This is a genomic window from Peptoniphilus sp. DNF00840 (genome assembly GCF_001553125.1).
GTDB classification, from domain to species: domain Bacteria; phylum Bacillota; class Clostridia; order Tissierellales; family Peptoniphilaceae; genus Peptoniphilus_A; species Peptoniphilus_A vaginalis.
Genome location: NZ_KQ960193.1, coordinates 1 through 25,737 on the forward strand (window position 1 = coordinate 1; position 25,737 = coordinate 25,737).

26 protein-coding genes are annotated in these 25,737 nt (G+C 36.7%); 21 read left to right on the forward strand and 5 right to left on the reverse strand.

Going from position 1 to position 25,737, the window contains the following annotated elements; genetic code table 11:
• Window positions 1-52: 52 nt before the first annotated feature.
• Both HMPREF1864_RS01250 and HMPREF1864_RS01255 read right to left on the reverse strand, forming a co-directional pair.
• Window positions 53-610: a chromate transporter gene (locus tag HMPREF1864_RS01250; protein ID WP_062571030.1), complete on the reverse strand. Its 558-nt coding sequence runs from the start codon at window positions 608-610 to the stop codon at window positions 53-55.
• Window positions 603-1,163, reverse strand: coding sequence for a chromate transporter (locus HMPREF1864_RS01255; RefSeq protein ID WP_062571031.1), 561 nt, complete (start codon window positions 1,161-1,163; stop codon window positions 603-605). The genes HMPREF1864_RS01250 and HMPREF1864_RS01255 overlap by 8 nt, the downstream gene beginning before the upstream one ends.
• 78 nt (window positions 1,164-1,241) lie before the next feature.
• On the opposite strand from HMPREF1864_RS01255, the gene proC reads away from it, so the two are divergent.
• The 11 genes from proC (at window position 1,242) to HMPREF1864_RS01310 (ending at window position 12,475) form a co-directional block, all read left to right on the forward strand.
• On the forward strand, window positions 1,242-2,006 hold the full coding sequence (gene proC / locus HMPREF1864_RS01260; RefSeq protein ID WP_062571032.1) for a pyrroline-5-carboxylate reductase: 765 nt from the start codon (window positions 1,242-1,244) through the stop codon (window positions 2,004-2,006).
• Window positions 2,007-2,015: 9 nt separating this feature from the next.
• On the forward strand, window positions 2,016-2,582 hold the full coding sequence (locus tag HMPREF1864_RS01265) for a DJ-1 family glyoxalase III (RefSeq protein WP_062571033.1): 567 nt from the start codon (window positions 2,016-2,018) through the stop codon (window positions 2,580-2,582).
• A 203-nt stretch (window positions 2,583-2,785) separates the two neighbouring features.
• Window positions 2,786-3,934 (forward strand): cation diffusion facilitator family transporter, encoded by a 1,149-nt coding sequence (locus HMPREF1864_RS01270; protein WP_082718890.1) that lies wholly within the window; start codon window positions 2,786-2,788, stop codon window positions 3,932-3,934.
• 9 nt (window positions 3,935-3,943) lie between these two features.
• A complete protein-coding gene (gene trkA / locus HMPREF1864_RS01275; RefSeq protein WP_062571034.1) occupies window positions 3,944-5,344 on the forward strand; it encodes a Trk system potassium transporter TrkA in 1,401 nt (466 codons plus the stop codon).
• On the forward strand, window positions 5,334-6,788 hold the full coding sequence (locus HMPREF1864_RS01280) for a TrkH family potassium uptake protein (protein WP_062571035.1): 1,455 nt from the start codon (window positions 5,334-5,336) through the stop codon (window positions 6,786-6,788). Before trkA ends, HMPREF1864_RS01280 begins: the two co-directional genes overlap by 11 nt.
• The gene (locus tag HMPREF1864_RS01285) at window positions 6,788-8,155 is read left to right on the forward strand and encodes a TrkA C-terminal domain-containing protein (protein WP_062571036.1); all 1,368 of its coding nucleotides are present in this window, start codon (window positions 6,788-6,790) and stop codon (window positions 8,153-8,155) included. The genes HMPREF1864_RS01280 and HMPREF1864_RS01285 overlap by 1 nt, the downstream gene beginning before the upstream one ends.
• A 3-nt stretch (window positions 8,156-8,158) precedes the next feature.
• Complete coding sequence (locus HMPREF1864_RS01290; protein ID WP_062571072.1) at window positions 8,159-8,830, forward strand: uracil-DNA glycosylase; 672 nt, start codon at window positions 8,159-8,161, stop codon at window positions 8,828-8,830.
• Between the two features lie 111 nt (window positions 8,831-8,941).
• Entirely contained in the window at window positions 8,942-9,715 is a 774-nt protein-coding gene (locus HMPREF1864_RS01295; RefSeq protein ID WP_062571037.1) for an alpha/beta hydrolase family protein, read from the forward strand.
• Window positions 9,716-9,973: 258 nt separating this feature from the next.
• Window positions 9,974-10,675 carry a DUF5058 family protein gene (locus tag HMPREF1864_RS01300; RefSeq protein ID WP_062571038.1) on the forward strand — a complete coding sequence of 234 codons (702 nt, stop codon included), beginning with the start codon at window positions 9,974-9,976 and terminating at the stop codon, window positions 10,673-10,675.
• A 12-nt stretch (window positions 10,676-10,687) separates the two neighbouring features.
• On the forward strand, window positions 10,688-11,356 hold the full coding sequence (locus HMPREF1864_RS01305; protein ID WP_062571039.1) for a hypothetical protein: 669 nt from the start codon (window positions 10,688-10,690) through the stop codon (window positions 11,354-11,356).
• 9 nt (window positions 11,357-11,365) lie between these two features.
• The gene (locus HMPREF1864_RS01310; protein WP_062571040.1) at window positions 11,366-12,475 is read left to right on the forward strand and encodes a M20/M25/M40 family metallo-hydrolase; all 1,110 of its coding nucleotides are present in this window, start codon (window positions 11,366-11,368) and stop codon (window positions 12,473-12,475) included.
• A 254-nt stretch (window positions 12,476-12,729) separates the two neighbouring features.
• Here the strand turns inward: HMPREF1864_RS01310 and rd are convergent, their stop codons facing one another.
• Entirely contained in the window at window positions 12,730-12,891 is a 162-nt protein-coding gene (gene rd, locus HMPREF1864_RS01315) for a rubredoxin (RefSeq protein ID WP_062571041.1), read from the reverse strand.
• Between the two features lie 175 nt (window positions 12,892-13,066).
• On the opposite strand from rd, the gene HMPREF1864_RS01320 reads away from it, so the two are divergent.
• A complete protein-coding gene (locus HMPREF1864_RS01320) occupies window positions 13,067-13,459 on the forward strand; it encodes an ATP-binding protein (protein ID WP_231723487.1) in 393 nt (130 codons plus the stop codon).
• 184 nt (window positions 13,460-13,643) lie between these two features.
• On the opposite strand, the gene pepD is transcribed toward HMPREF1864_RS01320, so the two are convergent.
• Together pepD and tyrS are read right to left on the reverse strand one after the other, a co-directional pair.
• On the reverse strand, window positions 13,644-15,035 hold the full coding sequence (gene pepD, locus HMPREF1864_RS01325) for a beta-Ala-His dipeptidase (protein WP_062571042.1): 1,392 nt from the start codon (window positions 15,033-15,035) through the stop codon (window positions 13,644-13,646).
• A gap of 7 nt (window positions 15,036-15,042) precedes the next feature.
• The gene (gene tyrS, locus HMPREF1864_RS01330; protein WP_062571043.1) at window positions 15,043-16,269 is read right to left on the reverse strand and encodes a tyrosine--tRNA ligase; all 1,227 of its coding nucleotides are present in this window, start codon (window positions 16,267-16,269) and stop codon (window positions 15,043-15,045) included.
• A 200-nt stretch (window positions 16,270-16,469) separates the two neighbouring features.
• On the opposite strand from tyrS, the gene HMPREF1864_RS01335 reads away from it, so the two are divergent.
• The 9 genes from HMPREF1864_RS01335 to ilvA all read left to right on the forward strand — a co-directional run bounded on the left by HMPREF1864_RS01335 (window position 16,470) and on the right by ilvA (window position 25,563).
• Window positions 16,470-17,660, forward strand: a complete 1,191-nt coding sequence (locus tag HMPREF1864_RS01335) for an NAD(P)H-hydrate dehydratase (RefSeq protein WP_062571044.1) — start codon at window positions 16,470-16,472, stop codon at window positions 17,658-17,660.
• Window positions 17,661-17,792: 132 nt separating this feature from the next.
• Window positions 17,793-18,137 (forward strand): type II toxin-antitoxin system PemK/MazF family toxin, encoded by a 345-nt coding sequence (locus HMPREF1864_RS01340; protein ID WP_005956990.1) that lies wholly within the window; start codon window positions 17,793-17,795, stop codon window positions 18,135-18,137.
• A 170-nt stretch (window positions 18,138-18,307) separates the two neighbouring features.
• Window positions 18,308-19,060 carry a WecB/TagA/CpsF family glycosyltransferase gene (locus HMPREF1864_RS01345; RefSeq protein WP_062571045.1) on the forward strand — a complete coding sequence of 251 codons (753 nt, stop codon included), beginning with the start codon at window positions 18,308-18,310 and terminating at the stop codon, window positions 19,058-19,060.
• A gap of 11 nt (window positions 19,061-19,071) precedes the next feature.
• A complete protein-coding gene (tkt, locus tag HMPREF1864_RS01350; protein ID WP_062571046.1) occupies window positions 19,072-21,021 on the forward strand; it encodes a transketolase in 1,950 nt (649 codons plus the stop codon).
• A gap of 169 nt (window positions 21,022-21,190) precedes the next feature.
• The gene (locus tag HMPREF1864_RS01355; protein ID WP_062571047.1) at window positions 21,191-22,090 is read left to right on the forward strand and encodes a DMT family transporter; all 900 of its coding nucleotides are present in this window, start codon (window positions 21,191-21,193) and stop codon (window positions 22,088-22,090) included.
• 91 nt (window positions 22,091-22,181) lie between these two features.
• Entirely contained in the window at window positions 22,182-23,261 is a 1,080-nt protein-coding gene (locus HMPREF1864_RS01360; protein WP_062571048.1) for a hypothetical protein, read from the forward strand.
• A 2-nt stretch (window positions 23,262-23,263) separates the two neighbouring features.
• Window positions 23,264-24,142 carry a mechanosensitive ion channel family protein gene (locus tag HMPREF1864_RS01365; RefSeq protein ID WP_062571049.1) on the forward strand — a complete coding sequence of 293 codons (879 nt, stop codon included), beginning with the start codon at window positions 23,264-23,266 and terminating at the stop codon, window positions 24,140-24,142.
• Window positions 24,129-24,353 (forward strand): DUF951 domain-containing protein, encoded by a 225-nt coding sequence (locus tag HMPREF1864_RS01370; protein WP_062571050.1) that lies wholly within the window; start codon window positions 24,129-24,131, stop codon window positions 24,351-24,353. The genes HMPREF1864_RS01365 and HMPREF1864_RS01370 overlap by 14 nt, the downstream gene beginning before the upstream one ends.
• 1 nt (window position 24,354) lies before the next feature.
• Window positions 24,355-25,563 (forward strand): threonine ammonia-lyase, encoded by a 1,209-nt coding sequence (ilvA, locus tag HMPREF1864_RS01375; protein ID WP_062571051.1) that lies wholly within the window; start codon window positions 24,355-24,357, stop codon window positions 25,561-25,563.
• The last annotated feature ends 174 nt before the right edge of the window (window positions 25,564-25,737 follow it).

The following is a 25,737-nucleotide window of genomic DNA, read 5'->3' on the forward strand; positions in this document are numbered from 1 at the left end:
GGTATTAGGTCCAACTTTATGGGGTCACCACAAAGATCCAAGGAGTTTTGTTTTACATAAAAGTCAAAGCGTATTTGACACCAATCCCAATCACTGCACCAAGTCCTATTAGCTTAAAGAGGTCTACCTTCTTCATGTAGAGGACAAAGCCAATGACAAAGGAGATAAGTGCAGCCATACTCATACCTTGAAGCTTAAGACCCTCAGGAAAGACTGATGACTGGAAGAGTTTTAGTGTTGTTATAAAGATAAGTGACACAACTCCTGCCTTTATTCCAAGGAGGGAGTAGTCCATGATTTTAAATTTTTTGCCCTTGCTAAAGAGGAAGTAGCCAAGAATCATCATGAGGATGAACTGAGGAAGGACTAAGCCTGTTGTAGCAAGAATTGAACCCAGGATTCCATGGACACTTTGGCCAACAAAGGTTGCCGAGTTAATGGCAATTGGTCCTGGAGTCATTTGTGAAATGGAAATTAAGTCTATAAATTCCCTTGTTGATATCCATGCGTGTTCTTCAACAACGTATTTTGAAATCAAGGGGATAACTGCGTAGCCACCACCAAAGGCGAAGCAGCCGATTTTAAAGAAAATTAAAAATAAATCAAGCATTTTTGTATCTCTCCATTACGCTAAAATAAGAAATTCCTGCCAAAGCACAGAATAAGATGATAAATCCTGTGTTGATTTTTGTAAAGAAGGCTACTAAGAATACGAGGACAATCATAAGTGCAGAGAAGCGCGCATTGTTCTTGTAAGATGAAATCCCCATACGGACCACAGTGATAAATAGGACTGCAGATATTACTCCACTGATACCTTCTAGGGCTGCGTTGATAAAAAAGTTTGCCTTAAATTCTTGATAGAAGTTTGAAATAACTGACAAGATTATAAGACAGGGTAGGGAGGATGCAAGAAGACAAGTTATTGCTCCAAGGGGTCCTCTTAGGTAGTAGCCTGTTAGGACTGAACAAGAGATTGCCATGGCACCAGGGCCACCTTGGGAGATGGCAACTATGTCCATCATCTCTTCCTCGTCAATTAATTCGAGGTCAGATACAAAAATGTCCTTTATAACTGGGACAATTGTATAACCACCACCAAAGGTTATGGCATTTATTTTAAAAAAAGTTAAGAATAACTTTGCAATAGAAATGTTTTTCATGAAATCACCTTGTTAAATTATAGCACAAAAATGAATTTTTAAGGAATATCGTGTATAATCTACTTAAGGAGTGATGCGATGAAAATGGGAATTATAGGCCTAGGCAACATGGGTGCTGCCATGGCACATGGTCTTTTAGATAAGAATATAGAAACTTTTCTTTACGACAGAAATGAAGATAAGCGAGACGCCTTTAAGGTAAGTGAAGCAGCAAGAGTAGTCCAGTCAGAAGTAGACGTAGTGAAGGGTGCCGATGCAATTATACTTGCAGTTAAGCCCTACGCTTATGAAGCTGTAATAGAAAAAATAAAAGATGAAGTAAGGGATCAAATAATTATTTCTATTACTTCAGCCTTTGACCTTAAAAAACTTGAGGAGTGCCTCCCAAATAAAAAACTTATGATGGCACTTCCAAACACGCCAGCAAAAATTTTAAATTCTATGACAGGAATTTGCCCAGGCAAAAATATTTCAGAAGAAGAAGTCGAAGAAATAAGAAAAATTTTATCTAACTTTGGCGAAACTGAAATTGTGGAAGAGAAAAACATAAAAATTTATGAGGCAGTATCAGGTTGTATGCCTGCCTATGTCTATATGTATATTGAAGCAGCAGCAGACGCAGCAGTTTCTTATGGTATGAAAAGGGACATGGCTTACAGGGTTATATCTCAAGCAGTTGCTGGCTCAGCAAAAATGGTGAGAGAGTCTGGCATTCACCCAGGTGAATTAAAGGACCAAGTTACAACACCAGGTGGCACAACTATTAAGGGAGTAAAATCTTTAGAAAGGGATGGATTTAGGTCTGCAATTATAAATGCAGTGGATTCTATTATGAATAAATAGGAGGTCATTATGAAAGATTTATTGGTATTTTTGGCAGAAGGTTTTGAAGAAGTTGAAACTCTTACAATTGTTGATGTCCTTAGGAGGGCAGACCTAAAGGTCGAAACAGTTTCAGTCAAGGACAGACTTGAAGTAAAGGGAGCTCACGATGTTAAAATTTTCGCTGATAAGACTTTTGATGAAATTAACATCGAAGACTACAGGGCAATGTATATCCCGGGAGGTCAACTTGGGGCTACTAATCTCATGAATGATAAAAAAGTTCTTGAGTGTGCCCATGTATTTAATGACGAAGGTAAAGAAGTAATAGCAATTTGCGCAGGCCCACAAGTTCTTGATGCAGCAGGACTTTTAAAAGATGGAAAGTTCACTTGCTACCCAGGAGTTGAAAAGAGACTAAAGGTTAAGGACCCACAAGATGCAGCAGTAGTTGTTGAAGAAAATATAATTACAGCTATGGGACCAGCCCTTGCAATCCTACTTGGACTTAAGTTAGTTGAAGTTTTAGCTTCAAAGGAAAAGGCAGAAGAAGTTGCAGAAGGCCTACTACTTCCAAAACTTAAAAAATTTATTTAAGATAAGTAAATGTGCCAGAGGAATCTGGTGCATTTTTTTGTCTTATTAATACTTATTAATACATATTAATACATATTAAGACTATAGCTAACTTCTTTTCCTTTTATTACCAATATACTAGTGTTATAATGATTGTAACTTAAGAAATCTTAGTAAGTGGGCTTTTGGCCTATTTTTATTTATTATAAAAAACTGGAGGATAAATGTTCGCAAAACTTATTTTAAAGAGGGGGAAGTCAGCCAAGGGTTATGACAGAGAAAAGATCTCTAATGAGACATCCTTTCTCGGATTTATATCAAATATAATTGCAGCAGCCTTAAAGGTTATTCTATATATCTTTACAGGTTCAATTTCAATTTTATCTGATGCAGTTAACAACATTACAGACTGTGTCAGCTCAATTATTGCTATTTTAGGAATAAAACTTGCTGCCAAACCAAAAGACAAGGACCACCCCTATGGACATGGGAGACTTGAGTATTTGATCTCTCTTGTAGTTTCTGGTATCGTACTTTCCGTTGGTTTTCAATTTTTGAAGACTTCTGTGGGAAAGATCCTTCATCCAGTAGCCATTTCCTATCCAAAGTCCACCCTTGCGATTTTGCTTATGACTGTGGTAATAAAATTTTGGCAGGCTTCACTTTATTCAAAGGTTGCAAAAGAGATTGACTCTGTAACCCTAATGGCACAAGAGAAGGATTCACTAAGTGATACTCTTATAACTTCTGTTGTCATTGTTTCTATTGTTATAGAAAAATTCACAGGCAAGATTTTGGATGGTTATGTTGGTTTAATAGTTGCTTTATTTATTTTGTACACAGCCATCTCACTTATATACGAAACAATTTCAATTATACTTGGTCGTGGTCTTAGCGACGAGACTAAGCACGAGATAAAGTCCAAGGTTTCCACTTACGAGGGCATATCCAATGTCCACAATATTATGGTGACAGACTTTGGACCTGACAATATAGTTGTAATTATTGATGCAGTATTAGATTATGATCTGACCTTAGAAGAGGCACATAATATTGTTGACAAGGTTGAGAGGGAGGTCTCTGCCATACTTGGAATAAGGTTAATAATCCATCCAGAACCAAGAGGAAGTGGAAGCAAGATTATTAATTCTATTTCTAGAGATTTGAGAAAAATAGTGAGGGAGTCACTTAACATTTACTCCTTCCATGACATAGTTCTTGAGGACAAGAAAATTTTTATAGACATTGATTACAATGGCGATTTGGTAAAGAAGAGAGAAGAAAAGGATACTCTGAAAAAAGAGATAATAGATAAATTAAAGTCCATCTACCCAGATTACGAATTTGAAATTAAACTAGATGCGATTTTTTAGGAGGAATATATGAAGGCTTTAGTTGTAGGCGCCGGAAAATTAGGATATAGACTTGCAGCTGCATTATTAGATGAGGACTATGAGGTTACTGTAGTTGATAACAATGAAGATGTAATTGAAAACATATCAAATTCATTAGATGTTTTTAGTATTTGTGCAAATGCTTTGGACTTTGGTGTATTGGAAGAACTTGATATTTCTCTATTTGACTATGTTGTTGCAACTACAACAAATGACGAGGCCAATGTTATTCTCTGTACAATTTCCAAAAAACTTGGAGCTAAGTATGCCATTGCAAGGGTAAGGGACCCTGAGTATAGAAAGCACCTTGACTTCATATCAGAAGAACTTGAAATAGATAAGATTATAAACCCTGACAATGCAACAGCAAGATCAATCTTCAAATACTTAATGAAGAGATACCAACTTTATTCCGATGAGTTTGCAGGCGGAAAAATTTCTCTTGTTGAATTTAACATAGGCAATGACCCAAGCTTTGTTAACAAAAAAATCATGGAGATTGATAGCATTAACGACCTTCTTATTGCTGCCATATCAAGAAGTGGCGATGCAATTATACCTAATGGTCGTACTGTCCTTGAAGAAAATGACGTTATCATCCTTGCAGGCAAGTCTGAAAATATTGAGGCCTTTGACAAGGACCACACAGGTGTAAATAGGACAAGGGCCCTTAGGAGTACCATGATACTTGGAGGAGGTAAGACTGGACTTTACCTTGCCATGCTTCTCTTAAAGGAAAATGTTGAGGTTACTATTGTTGAAATAAATAAGGAAAGATGTCTTGACTTAAAGGATATGGTGCCAGAAGCCAACATCATAAATGGAGATGGAACTGACATCGCCGTACTTGAAGAAGAAATGGTCCACACTTATGACTCCTTTGTTGCAGCAACAGGTATTGATGAGGCCAACCTCCTCATGAGTCTTGTGGCAAAGCAAAGTGGAATTTATAAGTCTGTTGCCAAAATTTCTAGGACAAACTACGATAAGGTCCTAGACAAGCTTGACATAGATGCAGTCTTTAACACATCCTATATTACAGCAGCAGAAATGCTAAAAGAAATTAGAGGTAAGAGCTCACTTGCCCTTCACCTACTTTTAAATGGTCAAGTAGAATGTGTTGAGTTAATGATTAGGGCAAGCCATCTTGTTTGCGGTCATGCCCTTGAAGACCTTAGCCTACCTGATGGTACTTTAATTATTTCTATCATAAGAGGTCAAAATATGATAGTCCCTAATGGTAAGACAGTCCTTGAGTCAGGAGATAGGATAATATTATTCTCTATGCACGAAGTTGCCCCAAGGGTTCAAAAGATTTTTACTTCTGAGGGGAAACTAAAGGACGCAATTAAGTTAATTAAGAAGCGAGGAAAGAAAGATGAACTATAAGCTTATTTCCAAAATATTAGGCTATATTTTATTAATAGAAACTGCCTTTATGGCCCCATCTCTTATCTTAAGTTTAGTTGAAAGAGATGGATCGGTCTACGGTTTTTTAATCCCAATGGCTATAGCAGTCTTTTTGGGATTAATTTTAATTAATTTAAAAATAAAGAAGAACTCTCTATCTCCAAGAGATGGGATCTTAACAGTTACTGCATCCTGGGTCTTGGTCTCCATTGTAGGTGCACTTCCACTTTGTATATCTGCAGGTATGACTTACGTTGATTCCTTCTTTGAGATTGTATCTGGATTTACAACTACTGGAGCATCAGTTATCACTGGTATAGAGTCCTTTCCAAGGTCTGTTGTACTTTGGAGATCTATCACCCACTGGATTGGTGGTATGGGTATCTTGGTGTTTACTGTGGGACTTCTTCCCAAGCTTGGAGTTGGAGCCTTTCAAATTTTTAAGGCAGAGTCACCAGGACCAGTTGCTGGAAAAATAGAGTCTAGAATTTCTCAATCATCTAAGAGGCTATACATAATTTATCTTATTTTGACTTTAATATTATTCATTTGCTTAAAGCTTGCCGGTATGCCAGTCTTCGATTCCCTAGTCCATACCTTTGGTGTCCTAGGAACCGGTGGATTTTCATCCTATAACGACTCACTTATGTCCTATGAAGGCAACGCAGTCCACTTTATTCTTGCATTTTTTATGTTCTTGAGTTCTACAAACTTCACCATCTATGCTCTGCTTTCCAAAAAGAAGTTTAAGGAAGTTTTGCAAAATGATGAATTAAAACTCTGGATACTTATAACTGTTGGAGCTATTGCCTTAATAACCATAGACCTCTTCTCAAAGGGTTACTCATCACTTTTTATGGCTTTTAGAGACTCTGCCTTCCAAGTAACATCTATTTCATCTACCTCAGGTTTTGCCAATGCAGACTATGATTTGTGGCCAAGCTTTTCAAAGTTTATCTTGCTTATCCTAATGATATTTGGTGGCTGCGCAGGATCAACTGGTGGTGGAATTAAAATAGTAAGAATTTCAATTCTTTTAAAACTAATAAAAAGAGAAATGAAAAAGGCAACTCACCCCAAGGCAGTCCTTCCTGTAATTGCAGATGGCAAGTCCTTGTCTGATGAGGTGGTCCTAAGTATAAACGCCTATCTTGGAACCTACTTTGTAATAGCAGTCCTATCCACAGGTCTTGTAACTCTTTCAGGAGTAGATGTCATAACAGGATTTTCTTCAGTTGCCACAACCTTATCCAATGTTGGTCCAGGCTTTGGAGAAATAGGTCCTACAAAAAACTTTCATTTTTATAGCGACTTTTTCAAACTCTACTTCAGCCTGCTTATGCTTTTAGGTAGACTTGAATTCTTTACAATAATGGCACTTTTTACTAGGGTAAGACATAGAAAGGAAATCATTAAATTATAATGAAAATTTTAATTATAGGTTCGGGAAAAGTTGGTTCGACTATTGCCAAGACTTTGAGTCTTGAAAAATTTGAAGTTGACCTTGTGGACAGGAACGAAAAAAACTTTGAAGAGATAACAAATAGCGTAAATAAAATAAGGGCAGATGTCTTGGAAGAAGACTTCTTCATAAACCACGACTTAAGCAAGTACGACTATGCCATCATTGCCACTGATTGCGACAAGACCAACCTAATAATGGCATCAATCTTCAAGGGCCTAGATGTAAAAATAATTCTCCGCCTAGATGAAATGGAAAATATTTCCGAAATAGGAATTATAAAAAACTCCCTTCCTAATGTTGTAAATGTATTTAACCTAAGTCTTGAGACAGCTAAACTTGTTACAAAGTTAATTGGGTCCACAAATTACTATGAAGCAGACTACTTTGGCAAGGGAAAGATAGAAGTAACAGGTCACTACATTGATATGGACGAGGAATTTGAAAACCAAAAGATAAAAGACATTGGTTCCCTTTCCACAATTCTCGTTGTTGGAATTTTAAGAGAGGGAGAACTAATCGTTCCTGATGGAGAAACAGTCTTAAAGTCTGGCGACTACATCTACCTAATGGGTCTTTCCTTCGACATAAGAAACTTCAAACGCTCCCACTTTGAAATAAAAGAAAAAGAAGACCAAAGAGAAGTTGTAATTGCATCGGGAGACTACAACTTCAACAGAATCATCTCAAATCTTGAAAATATAAATTTAAAAATAATTGAACCAGATAGGGAAAAATTTGAAAACTACAGGCGAAATATCAACAAGGCCTTTGTTATTAATAAAAAACTTAGAAACGACAAGATCTTTAAGGATGAAGATATTTCTAAAGATGGCGTATTTATTTCTATGACAGACTCTGACGAATTAAACATTGTACTTGGACTTCTTGCAAGGAGCCATGGGATTTCAAAAAATATTGTAATCCAAAAGGACAACAACTACGACACAATCTTAGAAAGCTTGGGGATCTATAGGGTTATTGACCCTAAGGTAATTGTTGCCAATGAAATCATAAAGGCAATTAACACAGATATGAAGGTTTCAATCAACTATATGTTTGGTGGCAAGGCCCAAGTTTATGAAATAAAAATTCCAGATGACTTTGTCTACATTGGCAAGAAGCTATCAGAAATTAATCTCCACAAGGAAATTATTATCGGTGGAATAATCAGGTACGACAACTCAGCAGTTATTCCAAGGGGAAATACAAAAATTGAAAAGGGCGATAGGCTTGTAATCTTTTCAACTAATGAAAGCAGGAAGGAACTTGAAGAGTTAATCGACCCAAGCCTAAAGAAGAGCATCTTTGACTTTTTCAGGAGGTAAGTGGTGAAAGAAATTTTAAAAAATGATTGGCAGGAAATTTTGGAAGATGAGTTTGAAAAGGACTACTACAAGGACCTTAGAAAACTTTTAATCGATGAGTACAAACATTATGAAATTTTTCCAAAGGCTCAAGATATTTTTAACGCCTTTCATTACACAGCCTACAAGGACGTTAAGGTTTTAATCCTAGGACAAGACCCCTACCACAATGTGGGTCAGGCCCATGGACTTGCCTTCTCTGTCAAAGAAGGTGTGGCAATCCCACCTTCACTAAGAAATATTTACAAGGAACTAAAGTCTGACTTGGGACTTGAAATTCCAAGGACAGGTTACTTAAAGTCTTGGGCAGACCAGGGGATAATGCTCCTCAACACAACCCTAACAGTTAGGGCCCATCAACCCATGAGTCACTCAAAGATTGGCTGGGAGATTTTTACCAACGCAGTAATAGAAAAAATTAGCGAGAAGGAAGACCCAGTAGTCTTTATACTCTGGGGCAACCACGCCAAGGCTCGCAAGAAATTTATAAGACCTGGCAACCACTTAATCATAGAAGGAGTTCATCCATCGCCGCTTTCTGCAGCAAGAGGATTTTTTGGATCAAGACCCTTCTCAAGAGCCAACGAATTTTTAAAAAATAATGGAGTCACACCTCCAACTTGGGAAGTTAAATAAAATTATAAATCTTAAGCAAGGAAAATTTATTTCTTTGCTTTTTTTATTAGAATTAAAGTTACTCTTTAAGAAATTTTTTATATCTTTGCTATAATGGAGGTGAGGTGAATTATGGAGTATTTAAAAACAAATTATTCAGATATAAAGAAAGTCATGATAGGGAAGGTCCCTGCAGTAATAATTGAGCCCAAGGAAGCGACTAATAAGACCCTAGTCTTTTATCACGGTTGGGGATCAGACAAGGAAAGGCAAATTTTTAGGGGAAATATTTTTGCATCCTATGGTTACAGGGTAATTCTTCCTGAAGCAAGACACCACGGCGAGAGAAATGTAGAAAAGCTTGACCACGAGGACAAGGATGTAGAAGGCGAATATATTTTAAAAGTCATTATGCACAACATCGAAGAGGCACCTTCCATCTTCAACTACATTGAAGAAAATTATCCGGGAAGCGAAATAGCAGTGGGAGGTCATTCTATGGGAGCCATAACTGCTGGAGGTCTTTATGCTTTTAAAAAAGATTTAAAGATGGCATTTATCTTTAATGGAATAAATAATTGGAAAGAACTTGTTCGTGGAGTCAACGAACTGAAAGGTCAAGACAAGATTGATGAGAGGGGATTTAGGATTAACGAATTCTTCTTAGATATGAACCCAATGGACAGTCCAGAAGCCTTTAAGGACAGACCTCTTGTTCTCTTCAACGGAAGGAATGACGATGTAATTAATCCAGCAGGTCAAGAGTCCTTTGTCAAGGAAGTTGAAAAAGTTTATGAAGACAAGAAGCTTTTGAACTTCAAACTTTTTGACATGACCTACCACCAAATAACAACGCAAATGCTTGAAGAGGCTATAAAGTTCTCAAAGAATCTTGGAGGATTTTAAATCGTATTAAAAACCAATTTTTTAATAACCTCTTAAAGAAAAATTTATGGCTTTTGTAACTTGAAAATTAAAAATCTAAGATAATTAAAATTATTTTTAACAAATATTTTTAAAAAGTTAGAAAGATTTGATATAGACTCCATATTATGGAGTCTTTTTTGTTTTATCTTTTTATTTATTGTACTTAAGTATAGATTTACATCACGAAAGCATTGTGCTATACTGTCAATAATTTATTCAAAAAAGGGAGGAATAATTATGAAAGATCAATGGCAGTTTGCTAACAGTCCACTTATGTATATGGTTTGTTCTGTTGGTATTATCCTAGTTCTTTTTCAAGGTACTTATCTTTTGAGAAAGGCCCTCAAGGCTACAAAAGAAATGAACATGGATAAGAAGAGAATCAGAAAGGGAATAGTGACAGCAGGGATCTCCTCTATTGGACCAGCACTAGGTATTTGTGGATCCATACTTGCGCTTATAGTAACCTTAGGAGCACCAGTCACAGCCCTTAGGATGTCAGTAATTGGTGGAACTAATTACGAAACTATGGCTGCAAACTTTGGTGCCAAGGCAATGGGAGCAGAACTTGCTACCACAATGGACCCAACAGTTTATGCCAACGCTCTTTGGACACCTGCTCTTGGTGTAATGGGATGGTTAATCTTTATGATAATTTTTGGCCACAAGATGGAGTCAGTTAACCACCTTCTCACAGGTGGTAGGAAGGCACTCCTCCCTGCAGTTTCTGTAGGAGCCATGCTTGGAGCCTTCGCCTACTTTTGTGTTGACAACTTGTCAAAGATAAAGGCGAATCCAAAGGTAACTTTTGCAACTGTGTTTGGCTTTATAATTATGTTTATCTGCCAAAAACTTGGCAAGAGGTACACTTGGTTGAAGGATTGGGGTCTTACCTTTGCGATGTTTATTGGTGCAATTGCATCTCAATTAATATTTTAAGGGGGAGAAAAAATGACAGCTTACGAAAAATTTTCACAATCAATCCATAAGTTTGGAAGACTTACAATGCTACTAGGTATGATTGCTGTACTTCTTCCACCTATGCTTATGACTTTTTACTATGGATATAACCCAGGTATAGCAGCTATTATAGCAGGTGCAGTTTCACAAATGTCTGTGTCAGGTGCCTTTTATTTCTCAGAGCCCATTGCTAACTATCCAATAATTGGGGCAGCAGGTCTATATATGTCAACTCTATCAGGTAACAGCGTTAATTTAAAAATACCTGCAGCAGTATCAGCAATTTCTGGATCAGGATATAAGCAAGGAACAGATGAAGGTTCAATGATGGGAACAATAGGTATTGCAGTTTCAATTTATATTGCAACATTTTTTGTAATATTATCAACAATTTTTGCTCAAACAGTAATTGTGAACTTGCCAGAACACATTAAAGAAGTTCTAACTCTTATTATTCCAGCACTTTATGGTGGAATCTTTGCACAATTTTCTGTTAAGTCTTTTAAGACAGGAATTTTTGCTTTACTTGTAGCTTTTGTTATGTCCAAGCTTGTTGCCTTAATACCTTTTAATGCAACTTTCCTTATAACTCTAGTTACAGTATTCTCTTCTATTTACTTCGCAAAAACTCAACTTGAAACTATTAATAAAAATTCATAAGGAGGAAATATGAATGACTTTGAAAGAGAAAAACTCTTAGAAATTTTTGAAGATCTACTAATGATCCACTCTCCTTCTTGCAAGGAAGAAAAAGTTGCAGACTATATAATAAACTTTGTAAAAGAACTTGGGGGAGAAGTTTATCTAGATGAGTCACAAGATAAGTATGGTGGTAATGCACCTACAATCTTTGCAAAGTTTTTGGGTGAGGGAGAAGGAATAACTTTTTCAGCTCACATGGATGTTATTGAACCCAACAAAGATTTAAAAATTATAAAAGAAGATAAGATTTGGAAAACAGATGGCAATACAACTCTTGGTGGAGATGACAAGGGAGGACTTGCTGCCATACTTTATTCCATCTACTACATTTTGAAAAATAATTACAAGCACAGAGATATTTATGCAATCTTTACACCTGGAGAAGAAGTGGGAATGCTTGGTGCAAGAAATATAAATTGGGAGGAAGTCTATAAAAATATGAAGCCTGCCAAAAATATGATTGTTGTAGATAATGCAGGTTCTTGTGACAAAGTGGCATACAAGGCTCCAACATCATATACCTTTACTTTTAAGATAAGGGGGAAGTCTGCTCACGCTGGCATTGAGCCAGAGAAGGGAATTTCTGCGATAATGCTTGCGGCAAAAGCTATTTCTCAGTTTAAGATTCTTAGGATTGATGAATTTACAACAGCAAATATTTCAAATATAAATTCTGATTTCCCAACAAATGTTGTGCCAGACTATGTTGAATTTTCTGGAGAAATAAGGGGTCACGATAAAGATCATGTTCTTGAAATTTTAGAAGAATACCAACAAATAGTAAGGAACTTGACAGAAGATTTTGAATTTGAAAAAACTTTAGACTATCCAGCCCTTGTTCCAAGTGACATGGAATTTTCAAAAGAAATAATAAGGTCCTACAAGAATGTTGGAGTGGATGCAAAAGAAGTTATAATTGGTGGTGGATCTGATGCCAACTTCTTTGCTGACGAGGGATTTAACTCCCTTATAGTTGGTGTTGGGATGGAAAAAGTCCACACGAAAGAGGAGTACCTTGTCCTAGAGGACCTCGAAAACACAAGTAGGGCAATTATAGATTATCTAAAGTTAGACTAATTGATTAAAAATATAAACAAATAAAGCCGTGAGATTTAAGTTATAAAATTCTCACGGTTTTTTATGTAGAAATTTTAAAAGGCAATGTAATTGTGGATAAATAAAATTAAAAATGGAAAATAAATTTGTGGATAGCTATTAAAAAGTATAAAAAAACCCACAAATGTAGATAAAAAAATAAAATTGTGGATAAAAATTTAGATTTTGTAAAAATTTGTAAAAAAAAAAGAAGGCCGAAGCCTTCCGTAATAATATTATTCAACAGGTTCGAAGTCTGATTTTTCAGCTCCGCAAAGAGGGCAAACCCAATCTTCTGGAAGATTTTCAAATGCAGTACCAGCTTCAATGCCGTTATCTTCATCGCCTACTTCAGGATCATAGATATATCCGCAAAGTGTACATTCATATTTTTTCATATTATTTTTCCTCCTAATAAAATTAATGTAAAATTAATGCTTTTTACAAGCTTAATAACATTATAACAAATTACTAAATATAATACAGTAAAATTTTAAAATTAATCAATGCCAAGCTTTTGAGGTTTAAAGTGGAAATTTAATGGGTATTCACTTAGTGGATGGAGTGAGAAGTATGGATACTTTATATAGATTTAAGGGTTTTGTTAATAGCGATTTATCTCTAATAAAGAGCTTTTTGGATTCAGCCATGATGGATTTAAATCCCTACATTACTGACCAAGAAAAATTATTTGATATAAAAGTTATTTTAAATGAACTTGTTATAAATGGAGCAGTCCATGGCAATCAAGAAGACCTTAACAAGAAGGTCTGTTTAAAGTTAGTCTTAAAGGATGACTCTTTAAAAATTATTGTATCTGACGAGGGCAGAGGCGTAAACCACGACACCTCCTTGTACGATTGTGGAGAAAAAAAGTGTAATGGTAGAGGTCTATTAATTGTTGAGGCCCTTACTGACCAGCTTATCCTAAATCAAAATGAAGTCATTGCAATTAAAAATCTTTAAATAACTTGCGACTTATAAGTCCATACATATTTTTACTTAGGTCCTAGGTTATAATTTTTTTTTCGAATTTTAATTTATTATGAAATTATTTGAAACCCTTGTGGGTTTCTTTTTTTATATCTTAAGTTGGGAATTCAATACACCAAAAAATGGCTGCCAAGCTGACAGCCATAATTTTTTTTTATTAAAGAGCTTTTAGAACTTTTACAAGATGGTCGTAGACCCTCTTAGTTGAAGAAATTGAAAGAGTTTCCTTTTGTGTGTGAGCTCCAACAGTGTCTGGACCAATGGAGATAATGTCTAGGTCGCTATTCTTCTTGTAGAAGACACCACATTCAAGTCCACCGTGTGTGAACTCTTCTTCCATTTCTTTGCCTGTTATTTCCTTGTAGATTTTCTTTACGATTTCTCTAAAGTTAGATTCTTTTCTGTATTCCCATTCTGGATAAGGGTTTATGAATTCTCCTTGGCAGTCATATTTTTCAACTATATCCAAGTAAATCTTTCCGAATTCTTCAGAAAGTGAAGAGGATGCAAATCTTAATGAAACGAAAACTTCTACTGCGTCATCAACTTTTTTTGCTATTGAAAGGTTTGATGATGATTCAAGAACTTTCTTAGCTTCATTTATGAAAGTGTGTGGACCAGTTGGAAGTTCTAAGAGATAGTTTGCAAGTTTTTTTGTGTCGTCAGGAGTTAAAATTTTTCCATCGTGAGAAGTTTCCTTACATTCAATTACAAGTTCGCCTGCTACGTCTTTGAATTTTTCTTTTACAAAGTCAATAGCTTCTTTAAGTGCTTTTTCGTCTGCTACAAGGACAAGCTTACCTTCTCTTGGGATTGCATTTTGTTTTGTTCCACAGTTGATGTCAATTAGCCTTGCTCCATCAAGTTTATTAAGGATTTCTGCTATTACCTTGATCATGTTGCCTCTGTTGTTGGCAATTTCCATACCAGAGTGGCCACCTAGGAAGCCATGAAGGTGAAGGTCAAAGGCCTTGCCAGAGTAAGCTTCTTCATTAAAGACAAACTTTGACTTTAGAAGCTTTCCACCTGCAGATGAAACTGTTAAGATGCCTTCTTCTTCTGAGTCGATGTTGATTAGGTACTTGCCTTCAAGATATTTTGCTTCAAGGTCCTTTGCACCGTGCATGTCAGTTTCTTCTGATACAGTTACGATTATCTTTAGGGGACCGTGCTCTTCTTCGGCAAGAGCCATTGCCATGGCAACTCCAATTCCGTTGTCTGCTCCAAGAGTTGTGTCGTTGGCATGAAGAGAATCGCCATCGACAATAAGTTCGATTGGGTCAGTTTCAAAATTGTGTTTAGAGTCCTTGCCCTTTTCACAAACCATATCCATGTGACCTTGAAGGATGACCTTAGGTCTATCTTCCATGCCCTTTGTAGGAGGCACTTCCATAATAATGTTTAGGCTGTCATCTTGAATAACCTTGTAGCCTCTTTCTTCTCCAAACTTCTTTAGGAAGTCAGAAACTCCCTTTTCGTTACCAGATTCTCTTGGGATTTGTGATAATGCTTCAAAATAATCAAAAACTTTTTTTGGTTCTAAATTCATATTAACCTCACTTTATAATAAGCTTGTGGTAAACTTTTTTACCCTTTCTAATAATAATTTCTCCATTCTTGAAGTCGTCCTTTGTGATTTCAAGTTTAGGATCAGTTACTTTTTCATCGTCAATGCTAACCCCGCCTTGTTGAATAAGTCTTCTGCCTTCAGAGTTTGTCTTGATAAGTCCAAGCTCTGTCATAAGGTTTAGGATTCCAACAGGCTCGTCGAACTTTGCAGCTTCAAATTCAGTTGCAGGTATGTCTTCTGATGCCTTGTCGCCACCAAAGAGGGAGTGAGATGCATCAAGGGCAGCCTTAGCGGCTTCTTCTCCGTGAACGTCTTTTACAACTTCGTAAGCAAGAACTTCTTTTGCCTTGTTTATTTCAGCACCTTCCAATTTTTCGTATTCAGCAATCTTATCAAGTGGAAGCATAGTAAGAAGCTTCATGAACTTAATAACATCTCTGTCGTCACAGTTCCTTAGGTATTGGAACATTTCGTAAGGTGTAGTCTTTTCTGGGTCAAGCCAAATTGCTCCAGCCATAGTCTTACCCATCTTGATTCCTGCTGCAGTAGTAAGAAGTTTAAAAGTCATGGCATAAACCTTGTCGCCTTCAAGCTTTCTAACAAGTTCATAACCACCAAGTATGTTGGACCATTGATCAGAGCCACCAACTTCTAGCTTACAGCCATGCTTTCTGTATAGGTATAGGTAGTCGTAGGATTGCATAAGCATGTAAGAAAATTCGAAGAAAGTAAGTCCTCCTTCCATCCTGTTCTTGTAGCAATCAAATTGTAGCATCCTGTTAACAGAGAAGTGGATACCAATTTCTCTTACAAAGTCTAGGAAGTTCAACTTAGTTAACCAGTCAGCGTTGTTTTCAATGTAGCCCTTGCCATCAGAAAAATCTAAGAAGCTAGAAATTTGTTCCTTAAATCTTCTTGCGTTGTAGTTAATAGTTTCTCTGTCCATAAGAGTTCTCATATCAGACTTACCTGATGGGTCGCCAATAGTTGTAGTTCCACCACCTAGTAAAGCTATAGGAACGTGACCAGCCCTTTGCATGTGTTGCATTACTCTTATTTGGATAAAGTGACCAAGAGTTAGGGAGTCAGCAGTTGCATCAAAGCCAATGTAAAAGGGGACTGATTCCTTGCCAAGCATTTCTCTTAGCTCATCTTCGTAAGTGCATTGGTCTAAGTAACCTCTCTCGCTTAAAATATCGTATACATTTTCCATAAAACCCTCCAAAAAAATAAAAAGAGCCCCGTGAACGAAAGGACGCATTCGTGGTACCACCTTTCTTCGCCGAGGCCTCAAAGATTATCAGACTCCAATATTGTAATTCAGCTTTCGCCTACTGTATATCTTCAACGTCTTATATTCATACTATTTATGATATAATAATCGAAAATAAAATAAAAGTCAATGGTGATGAGATGTTAGGCATAGATATAGTAGAAATTTCTAGGATAAAAAAACTAATGGATGAGAATGAAAATTTTCTTCACAAGGTTTTTAATGAAGATGAGATTGAAAGAATAAAAAAAAGGAAGGAAGCCTATGAGAGGGCAGGGGGAATTTTTGCTGCCAAGGAAGCTGTGGCAAAGGCCCTTGGCACTGGCATTGGAAAAATTTCTTTTAAGGACATAAAAATTAAATACAGAGGAGACTCTCCTTACGCAGAAGTCTTTGATGCGAAATTTGATTTATCTATTAGCCACGAGAGGAACTATGCAGTAGCTGTGGCAAGAGTAAGGGGAGAAAACTTAATGGGAAAAAATTATGAAGAAGAAATAATTTTAGATGAAGAAATAAAATCCCTTTGGAAGGATCGATATGACTTTGGTCACAAGGGAGACTTTGGAAAAATTGCAATCATTGGGGGGTCCATGGGGATGACTGGGTCGTCTTACCTTGCATCAAACGCAGCATTAAAGTCTGGTGCAGGTTTAGTTTACAATATAGTCCCAAGAGAAATCTTTGATATCATGTCCATAAAATTCATTGAGCCCATAGCAAAGACCTTTGATGACTTAGATGAAATGGAAAAATTCCTTGAAGGGATTGATGCAGTAGCCATGGGACCAGGTATGGGACTAGGAGCTTATGGAAAAAAAGTTTTTGAGAGAACAATAAAAACAGAAAAAAATCTTTTAATAGATGCCGATGGTCTTAACCTCTTGTCAAAAAATTTGAACTTATTAGAGGAGAGAAAAAATTTTACAAGTATCCTAACACCACATGAGGGTGAGTTTGCAAGACTTACTGGATTATCTATAGAAGAAATAAAAAATAATCGCAAGGCAGTGGCAGAAGAGTTTGCAAAAAAATATAAGGTCATCTTAGTCTTAAAGGGTCATGAAACAATAGTCACAGATGGAGAGAGAACTTACATCAATAGGACAGGCAACTCTGGTATGGCAACAGGAGGATCAGGAGACGTCTTGACGGGAATAATCTCTGCCCTTATGAAAACTTACAACTTGTTTGATGCTGCAAGACTTGGAGTTTATGTTCACGGACTATCAGGTGACATCTATGCGAGAAAAAATTCAAAGACCAGCCTAAGGGCAAGAGACTTAATAGAAGGACTTGATCAAGTATTTAAACTTTTTGAAGAAAAGTAAAGCAATTTGCAAGTAAAAAAGTCAAAAAATTTTCCAATTAGTGTATATAATAAGAAGAAATGTGATAGAATGTTATAAAGGTTGCTAATAGGTTAATCTTTAATTCTCTCTTGCCTTAAAAGGTGAAAAATTATGATGATAAAAAGAGGGGACATATTTTATGCCGACCTGTCGCCAGTTATTGGATCAGAACAGGGAGGGGTTAGGCCCGTAGTTGTTGTTCAAAATGACATTGGAAACAAGTATTCGCCTACTTTAATTGTAGCTGCAATTACATCTCAACTTAACAAGGCGAAGTTACCAACCCATGTTAATGTGAAAGCTAAAGATGTTCCGCTGCCCAAGAATTCTGTGATTCTTCTGGAGCAACTGAGGACAATCGACAAAAAAAGGTTGAGAGAGAAGATCGGTAAATTCGACAAGGATGTTATTGGAGAGATTGACGCAGCAATAAAAGTTAGCTTGGCGATAAAGTAATTGGGCAACATACATATTGACTATCTCGAAAGAGGTAGTCTTTTTTTGTAGAAATTTAAAATTTATTCTTGCGACCTAGTGGGACAATAAATATTAAAATTTAAGTTTTAAAAATTATAAATAATAGAAAAGCTCTTGCCTATGTGATAAACTTATTATCGGAGAGATTTATGAAGAAAGTAAAAATTTTTGGAGTTGAAATTCTAAACATTGATAATTCTGAGTGCGAAAATATTTTAAGGGACTTCCTAAGAGGAGATTCACTTAAAAAAATTTACACACCAAATACTGAAATCGTAATGGCAGCTAAGAGGGACGAAGAACTTAAGAAGCTTGTCAACTCAGGCGACTTAGTCCTTGCTGATGGGATTGGTCTTATCTACGCATCAAAGCTTAGGAAGAAGCCTTTGAAGGAAAGGGTCACAGGTTTTGACACTTCCATTAAGCTACTTGAGCTTGCTGATGAGATGGGACTTAACTTATATTTTTTAGGTGGCAAGGAAGGTGTTGCTAAGGATGCAGCAAGTGCTGTCAATGAAAAGTATAAAAATCTTAAGGTTGCAGGTTTTCACAATGGATATTTCAAATCCAAGCTAGATGGCGAAACATCTAGCGCTGAAGAAGAAATAATTAAAGAAATAAATTCCAAGGCCATTGACATAGTCTTTGTTGGCTTTGGTTTTCCACGTCAAGAAAAGTGGATTGACGCATGGAAGAAGGACATAAATGCTAAGGTCATAATTGGAAATGGCGGAGTCCTAGATATTTTATCAGGTAGGGCAAACAGGGCCCCAGATATTTTTATAAAGCTTGGCCTCGAGTGGCTTTACAGGCTTATAAAAAATCCATCTAGGATAAAGAGACAAATTGATTTGCCAAAATTTTTGTTGGCAGTTATGAGAGATAAAAATTCAGTTGAGTAAGGAGAGTAATTTTGAATATCGAAAATAAAGCAGTTAATACTTTGAGAATGCTATCTGTTGATCAAATTGAAAAAGCAAATTCAGGTCACCCAGGTCTACCCCTTGGTGCTGCACCAATGGCCTATGCTCTTTTTAAGAATCACCTAGTGAGAGATTCTAAGGACTTGGATTGGAAGAATAGGGATAGGTTTGTCCTTTCTGCAGGACATGGATCTGCTCTATTATATTCACTTTTTTACTTATTTGACTATGGTCTAAGCCTTGATGACTTAAAGAACTTTAGACAACTTGACTCGAGAACACCAGGTCATCCAGAGTATGGTCACACTAAGGGTGTTGAAGCAACTACTGGACCTCTTGGCCAAGGGATTGCCATGGCAGTTGGTATGGCAATTGCAGAAGAAAAACTTGCAGCCCTTTACAACAAGGATGACTTGAAACTTGTTGACCACTATACTTATGCCCTAGTAGGGGATGGATGTTTAATGGAAGGAATTTCTAACGAAGCATCGTCACTAGCTGGCACACTTAAATTAAGTAAACTAATCGTACTTTACGATTCAAATAAAATTTCCATTGAAGGATCAACTGACCTTGCCTTCTCAGAAAATGTTTGTGACAGGTACAAGGCCCTTGGTTGGGACACTTTTGTAGTTCATGATGGAAATGACCTAGATGAAATAAATGCAAAAATTGAAGAGGCAAAAAAATCTGACAAGCCTGCACTTATTGAAGTTAAAACAAAAATTGGCTACGGCTCACCAAGAGAAGACTCTGCAAAGGCTCACGGCGAACCTCTTGGCAAGGAAGACAGAAAGTCAACTCGTGAATTCTTTGGACTTCCTGATGAAGACTTTTATGTTGCAGAAGACGTGAAAGCCCACTTCCAAAAAATCGTGGAAGAAAACACTGCAAAGGTCAATGAAAAGAAAAAAATCGAAGAAGAGTATGCGAAAAAGTATCCTAAGGAATATGAGGACTATCTTGGATCCTTTAAGTTAGAAAAAAAGGAATTATTGGAAGACTCCTATTATGATTCCTTTGATAAGGACATGGCAACTCGTTCCATATCTGGCGAAGTTTTGAACAAGATTGCCAAGGACAACATCCACATCTTTGGTGGTTCAGCTGATCTTGGTCCATCAAACAAGACTATGCTAAAAGGAGAAGAATATTTCACAGCTGAAAATAGACTTGGAAGAAATATAACTTTTGGTGTTCGTGAAAATGCTATGGGGGCAATCACTAACGGAATCCTTCTTCATGGAGGTCTAAGGACTTATGCATCAACCTTCTTGGTTTTCAGTGACTACCTAAAACCAACAATTAGGTTAGCAGCCCTTATGAACATTCCAAATGTCTACATCTTCACTCACGACTCCATTGGAGTTGGCGAAGACGGACCTACTCACCAACCAATAGAACACCTTGCAATGCTAAGGTCTATTCCAGGAATTGTTGTAATAAGACCTGCTGATGGACGTGAAACTGCAGCTTCACTTAACCTTGCCTTCAATTCAAAGAACACACCTTTTGTTCTTGCCCTATCAAGACAAAATCTTCCACAACTTGAAAATTCTTCAAGGGATGTTTACAGGGGTGCCTATATAATTAAGAAGGAAGAGGGAGAACTTGAAAAAATTGTAATCGCTACAGGTTCAGAAGTTTCTCTTGCCCTTGAAGCAGCAGAAGGACTCAAGGGAGTTCGTGTTGTTTCAATGCCTTCTATGGAAATGTTTGATGCCCAATCCTCTGACTACAAGGAAGAAATTCTTCCATCAAAGATCACTAAGAGGATTTCACTTGAAGCCCTATCATCCTTTGGCTGGCACAAGTACATTGGCATAAAGGGAATGGCAATTTCCATTGATACCTTTGGAGCAAGTGGAAAGGGATCAGAAGTCTTTGAAAGATTTGGATTCACTAAAGAAAACATTAGAAGAAAGATTCAAGAATTTTAATAAAATATAAAAGGGGAGGGCGACCTCCTTTTTTAATTTAAAATTTTATTTGCCTTAATAATTTATTTTTAAAAACTTATTAAGAGCTTAAAAATTATTTTTAAATCTCATTAAGACTTTGCAATTTTATTTTTATGAAATGCAAAAATTTATGAGATGGGAGGAAAAAATGAAACTTATAAAAGAAAAGAAATGGGCAATAGTGTTTTCACTTTTTGCCATGCTACTTTGGGGTTCTGCTATACCCTTAATAAAGACAACTTACATCCACGCTAATATCATGCCAGATGATACAGGTGGAAAAATTTTAATAGCAGGGATTAGGTTCTTTATGGCAGGCATCTTAACCTTTATCTACTTTGGACTCTTTAACAAGGAAGAAGTGAAGAAGGAAAATATAAACATAAAATTCATCTTGGTCTTGGCACTTTTTCAAACTTGCCTTCAGTATATGTTTTACTATATTGGACTATCCAACACACTTGGATCACTTGCAGCAGTTATCCAGGCATCAAATGCCTTTATTACAGTTGTGATTTCTGTCCTCTTAATTAGCGAAGAGAAGTTTACCAAGAGGAAGCTTTCTGCTCTTCTAGTTGGATCTATTGGTATTTTAATCATCAACCTAAAGGGAGGGGGAGGCTTACACTTTAAGTTAAGTGGAGAAGGCTTTGTCCTTATAGCTACAACTTTTAACGCCCTTTCCAGCGTCCTAATAAGAAAGTATGGAAGAAAATTAAATGGCTTTCTTCTAACTGCATCGCAATTTGCCCTTGGAGCAACGCCCCTAATAATTATTGGAGCCATCACTCACAAGTCCAATGTGAACTTTGACTTCCTTCTATTTGTAATGCTATCTTACGGAGCCTTTATATCGGCAACATCCTTTACAATTTGGACCTTTGTCCTTCAGACTCACAGTTCCAGCGAGTTTGGAATTTATAAATTATTTGTTCCAATCTTTGGGACAATTTTATCCATCATAGTGCTTGGCGAAGACCTCACAATAAATATTGTCTTGGGACTTATCTTCGTCCTAACAGGTGCCATAATCTTAAACAAAAAATAAACTTTAATGAGGGTGAAGAGCCCTCTTTTTTTATTTCAATTCAATGCAAAATTAAAAGTATAAATGTTATAATGAAGTCGGGAGTGGTATTTTGAAAATTAAAAAAAATCACGCAATAATTTTATTTTTGTTATTTATATTTTTAGGATTTATATATATTAACCATAAAAATTTTTCTAAGGACAGGACCATAGTAAGACTTAAGGGAGTAAGTGTTAATGAACCCATAAAGGACTTTAGCCTTGCATCCAAGTCTGTCTTTTTATGGGCTGATCCAGTTTTATATATAACAGACAGGGAAGGAAACATTGTAAAGAAGATTCAAAGGGAAGATGAAAACATTGAGGCCTTCTTTGCCAACAACTACGCCTTCTTGTATGAGAAGGACCTTGGCAAGGTCCAAATGTATTCAGAGATGGGCGAGCTTCTTTCCACAATAGATGTTAAGGGCGACATCTTTAACATAAGCTATGAGAATGCAAATATAATTTTCCACGTAGTGGATGATAAAAATGAAATTTTATACTTAATGGGCAACGATTCAACTCTAACTGAAATCTATAGGACTGGCAATCAAATCTTGGCCCATGATGTAGTTGACGATAAAAATCTTTCTGTTGCAGAGATAAAAAATGAAACAACTGGTTACTCTTCTCTTGTTTATAATCTAAACAAGGGTGAAAAGACGAGTCAGGTCCTAAACCACGAAGTTGTTATGTACCTAAAGAGGGATAAGAGGTCAGTCTTGGCACTTACAGACAAGGCTATTTATAGGTTTATGAATTCTGGCACAAAATATGAGGACAGGGTGCCAAATATTTCTGACATCTTGGTAGAAGGCAAGAAGACTTACCTTCTTCACTCAGGTATTATCACTGAATACAATTACATCTTGAAGGCTGGCAAGAAAAAAATAATTGCAGCTAATGTAAACAAGATGGAAAATATTTCTGGCTCAATTTATGTCTATGGACCGAGTGATGTTGGTGGAGAAATTGGAAATTCGGGAGAATTTTACACAAGACTTGGCTACTCCCTAGACAAGATTAAGATTAATGGGCTTTTGATTGGGGCTTTGAGAAACGGCAACCTAAGTCTTTATTCTGTTGTGAACACAAACACAATAAGAGAAGATGATAACAAGATAGAGACAACTTACAAAGAGGTGTAAAAGTGAACATAGAAAAGAACACAGGTGCTGTTGCAAGTGAAGCAGACCAGGCTCTGAGATCGACCTTTAGAGGTCTAGAGTCCTGGGAGAGGCTCCTTGTAGTTGCCCTTGTAGTTATTGGAACTTTTGTAATTTTAAAATTAATAGATTCTTTTATAGGTAGGCAACTTAATTCAAACAAGATAAAAGAAAAGGGATCCTACAATAGGATTGTAACAGTTACAAACTTAATCAGACGCATCATAAAAGTAATCCTAATTTTTATTGGGCTTACCATAGTTATGAGCGTCTTTAACATTTCCATCACACCGATTATTGCAACTCTTGGTGTGTTTTCACTGGCAATAGGTGTTGGCGCCCAAAGTCTTGTTAAGGACTTTATCAATGGCTTCTTTATAATTTTTGAAGACCAATATTCTGTTGGCGACCTTGTTAAGATTGACGACATTGAAGGAGTAGTAGAGGACTTGGGACTTAGGGTTACAAAAATTCGTGACTTTGACAAGGTACTTCACATCATACCCAACAGCAACATTTCGATTATTTCCAACAAGGAGAGGGCAAATGTCAGGACAAAAATTGAATTTTACCTAGACAATTCTTGTGATCCAGACTTTGTGGAGGAAAAAATCAAGGCAGCTATAGAAAAGTACAGGGACCACGAAGATATGGTTATTGGACCAAACTTGTGGGGAGTTACTGAAAATGGAAAGGATGCCTACAAGATGGCTCTTGTCTATTACACAAGACAGGGCAGACAATATGACTTGGAGTATGCTCTTAGGTCAGAGATTTTAAAAACAATGCAGAGAGAAAATATTAAGTCACCTATGATTAGGAATAAATTTATAGAAGGGGAAGATGATCATGCTTTACTATGAACTAGGCGATATAGTAACCCTAAAGAAGGGGCACCCATGTGGTGAGAACAAGTGGGAAATAGCAAGAAAGGGCGCCGATATGAAATTAAAGTGCCTGGGCTGTGACCGAGTTGTTTGGATGAGCCGCATAGATTTTGAAAAGAGAGTTAGAAAAATTTTAGAAGGGGACAAATTTATAAGTATTGTCCATCATAAAAAAGAGGGTGAGTAAAATGGACGTCAAAGAAGTTTACGAAGCTAGAGAGAGACTAAGGGGTCACATAAAAGAGACTCCTGTAGTTTATACACCAAACCTTGGAGAAGGCATTTACCTAAAGGTTGAAATCCTACAAGACACAGGGTCCTTTAAGCTTAGGGGAGCCTACAATAAAATTGCAACCTTATCAGATGAAGAAGCTGCAAGGGGAGTTGTGGCTTGCTCAGCAGGGAATCACGCCCAAGGTGTTGCCAAGTCAGCAAGTGAGAGAGGAATAAAGTCTATTATCTGCATGCCATATCACGCACCCCTATCCAAGGTCAAGGCAACAAGAAATTACGGAGCTGAAGTTGAACTTGTAAAAGATTCCTTTGACGATGCAGCAGCCTTTGCAAAAAAATTATCTGAAGAAGAAGGCTACACTTTTATTGCCCCCTTTGACGATGAAAAAATTATCGCAGGCCAAGGAACACTAGGTCTAGAAATATTAGAGTCCCTTCCTGACGTCGACATAATAGTAGTGCCAATTGGCGGTGGAGGACTAATATCTGGAGTTGCCCTTGCAGCTAAGTCCATTAAGCCTGACATAAAAATAATTGGAGTTCAAACTCAAATCTCACCATCAATGTATGAATCAATTAAGGAAGGAAAAATTATTACAGTCAAGGGTGGGTCAACAATTGCTGATGGAATTGCAGTTAAGACTCCAGGAAAAATTACTTATGAGATAGTAAAGGAATATGTGGATGAAATAGTTCTCGTAACTGAGGGAGAAATTTCTTCTGCAATCCTAACCCTTCTTGAAGACAACAAAATCATCACAGAAGGAGCAGCAGCATCTACAGTTGCAGCTTTAATGTATAGGAAGTTCGACCACAGGGGCAAAAAAGTTTGTTGCGTACTATCTGGTGGCAACATCGACGTCACTCGAGTTTCAAAGGTAATCGAAAAAGGACTCTACAAGACCAACAGGCGAATGGAGCTTAGGATTAATTTAGATGATCAACCAGGACAATTAACTAAGATCTCAGGACTTCTTGAAGAACAAGGTGCCAACATCGTTCAAATTTATCAAAACGTAGACCTAGTTGGAGAAACAATAGACTCTATGATCGTAAGCATCATTATCGACACCAAGGACAAGGACCACCAAGGTCAAATCTTAACAGCCTTAAATCAAAACTCCTATGTCTACAAGGCAAGATATAACGATGCCCAATTTTAATTTTTTTGACTTAAGTGTAAAAAATTTTGAAATTAAAATCTAAAGAAATTAAATAGTTTAAAAATTAATAAAATAAAAATCGAGAGGCATGGACCTCTCTTTTTTGATGACAAAAATTGCTGGTCTCTTAGACAAAAATAAAAAGTAGATGAAAAATTTTTTATTTATTATAAT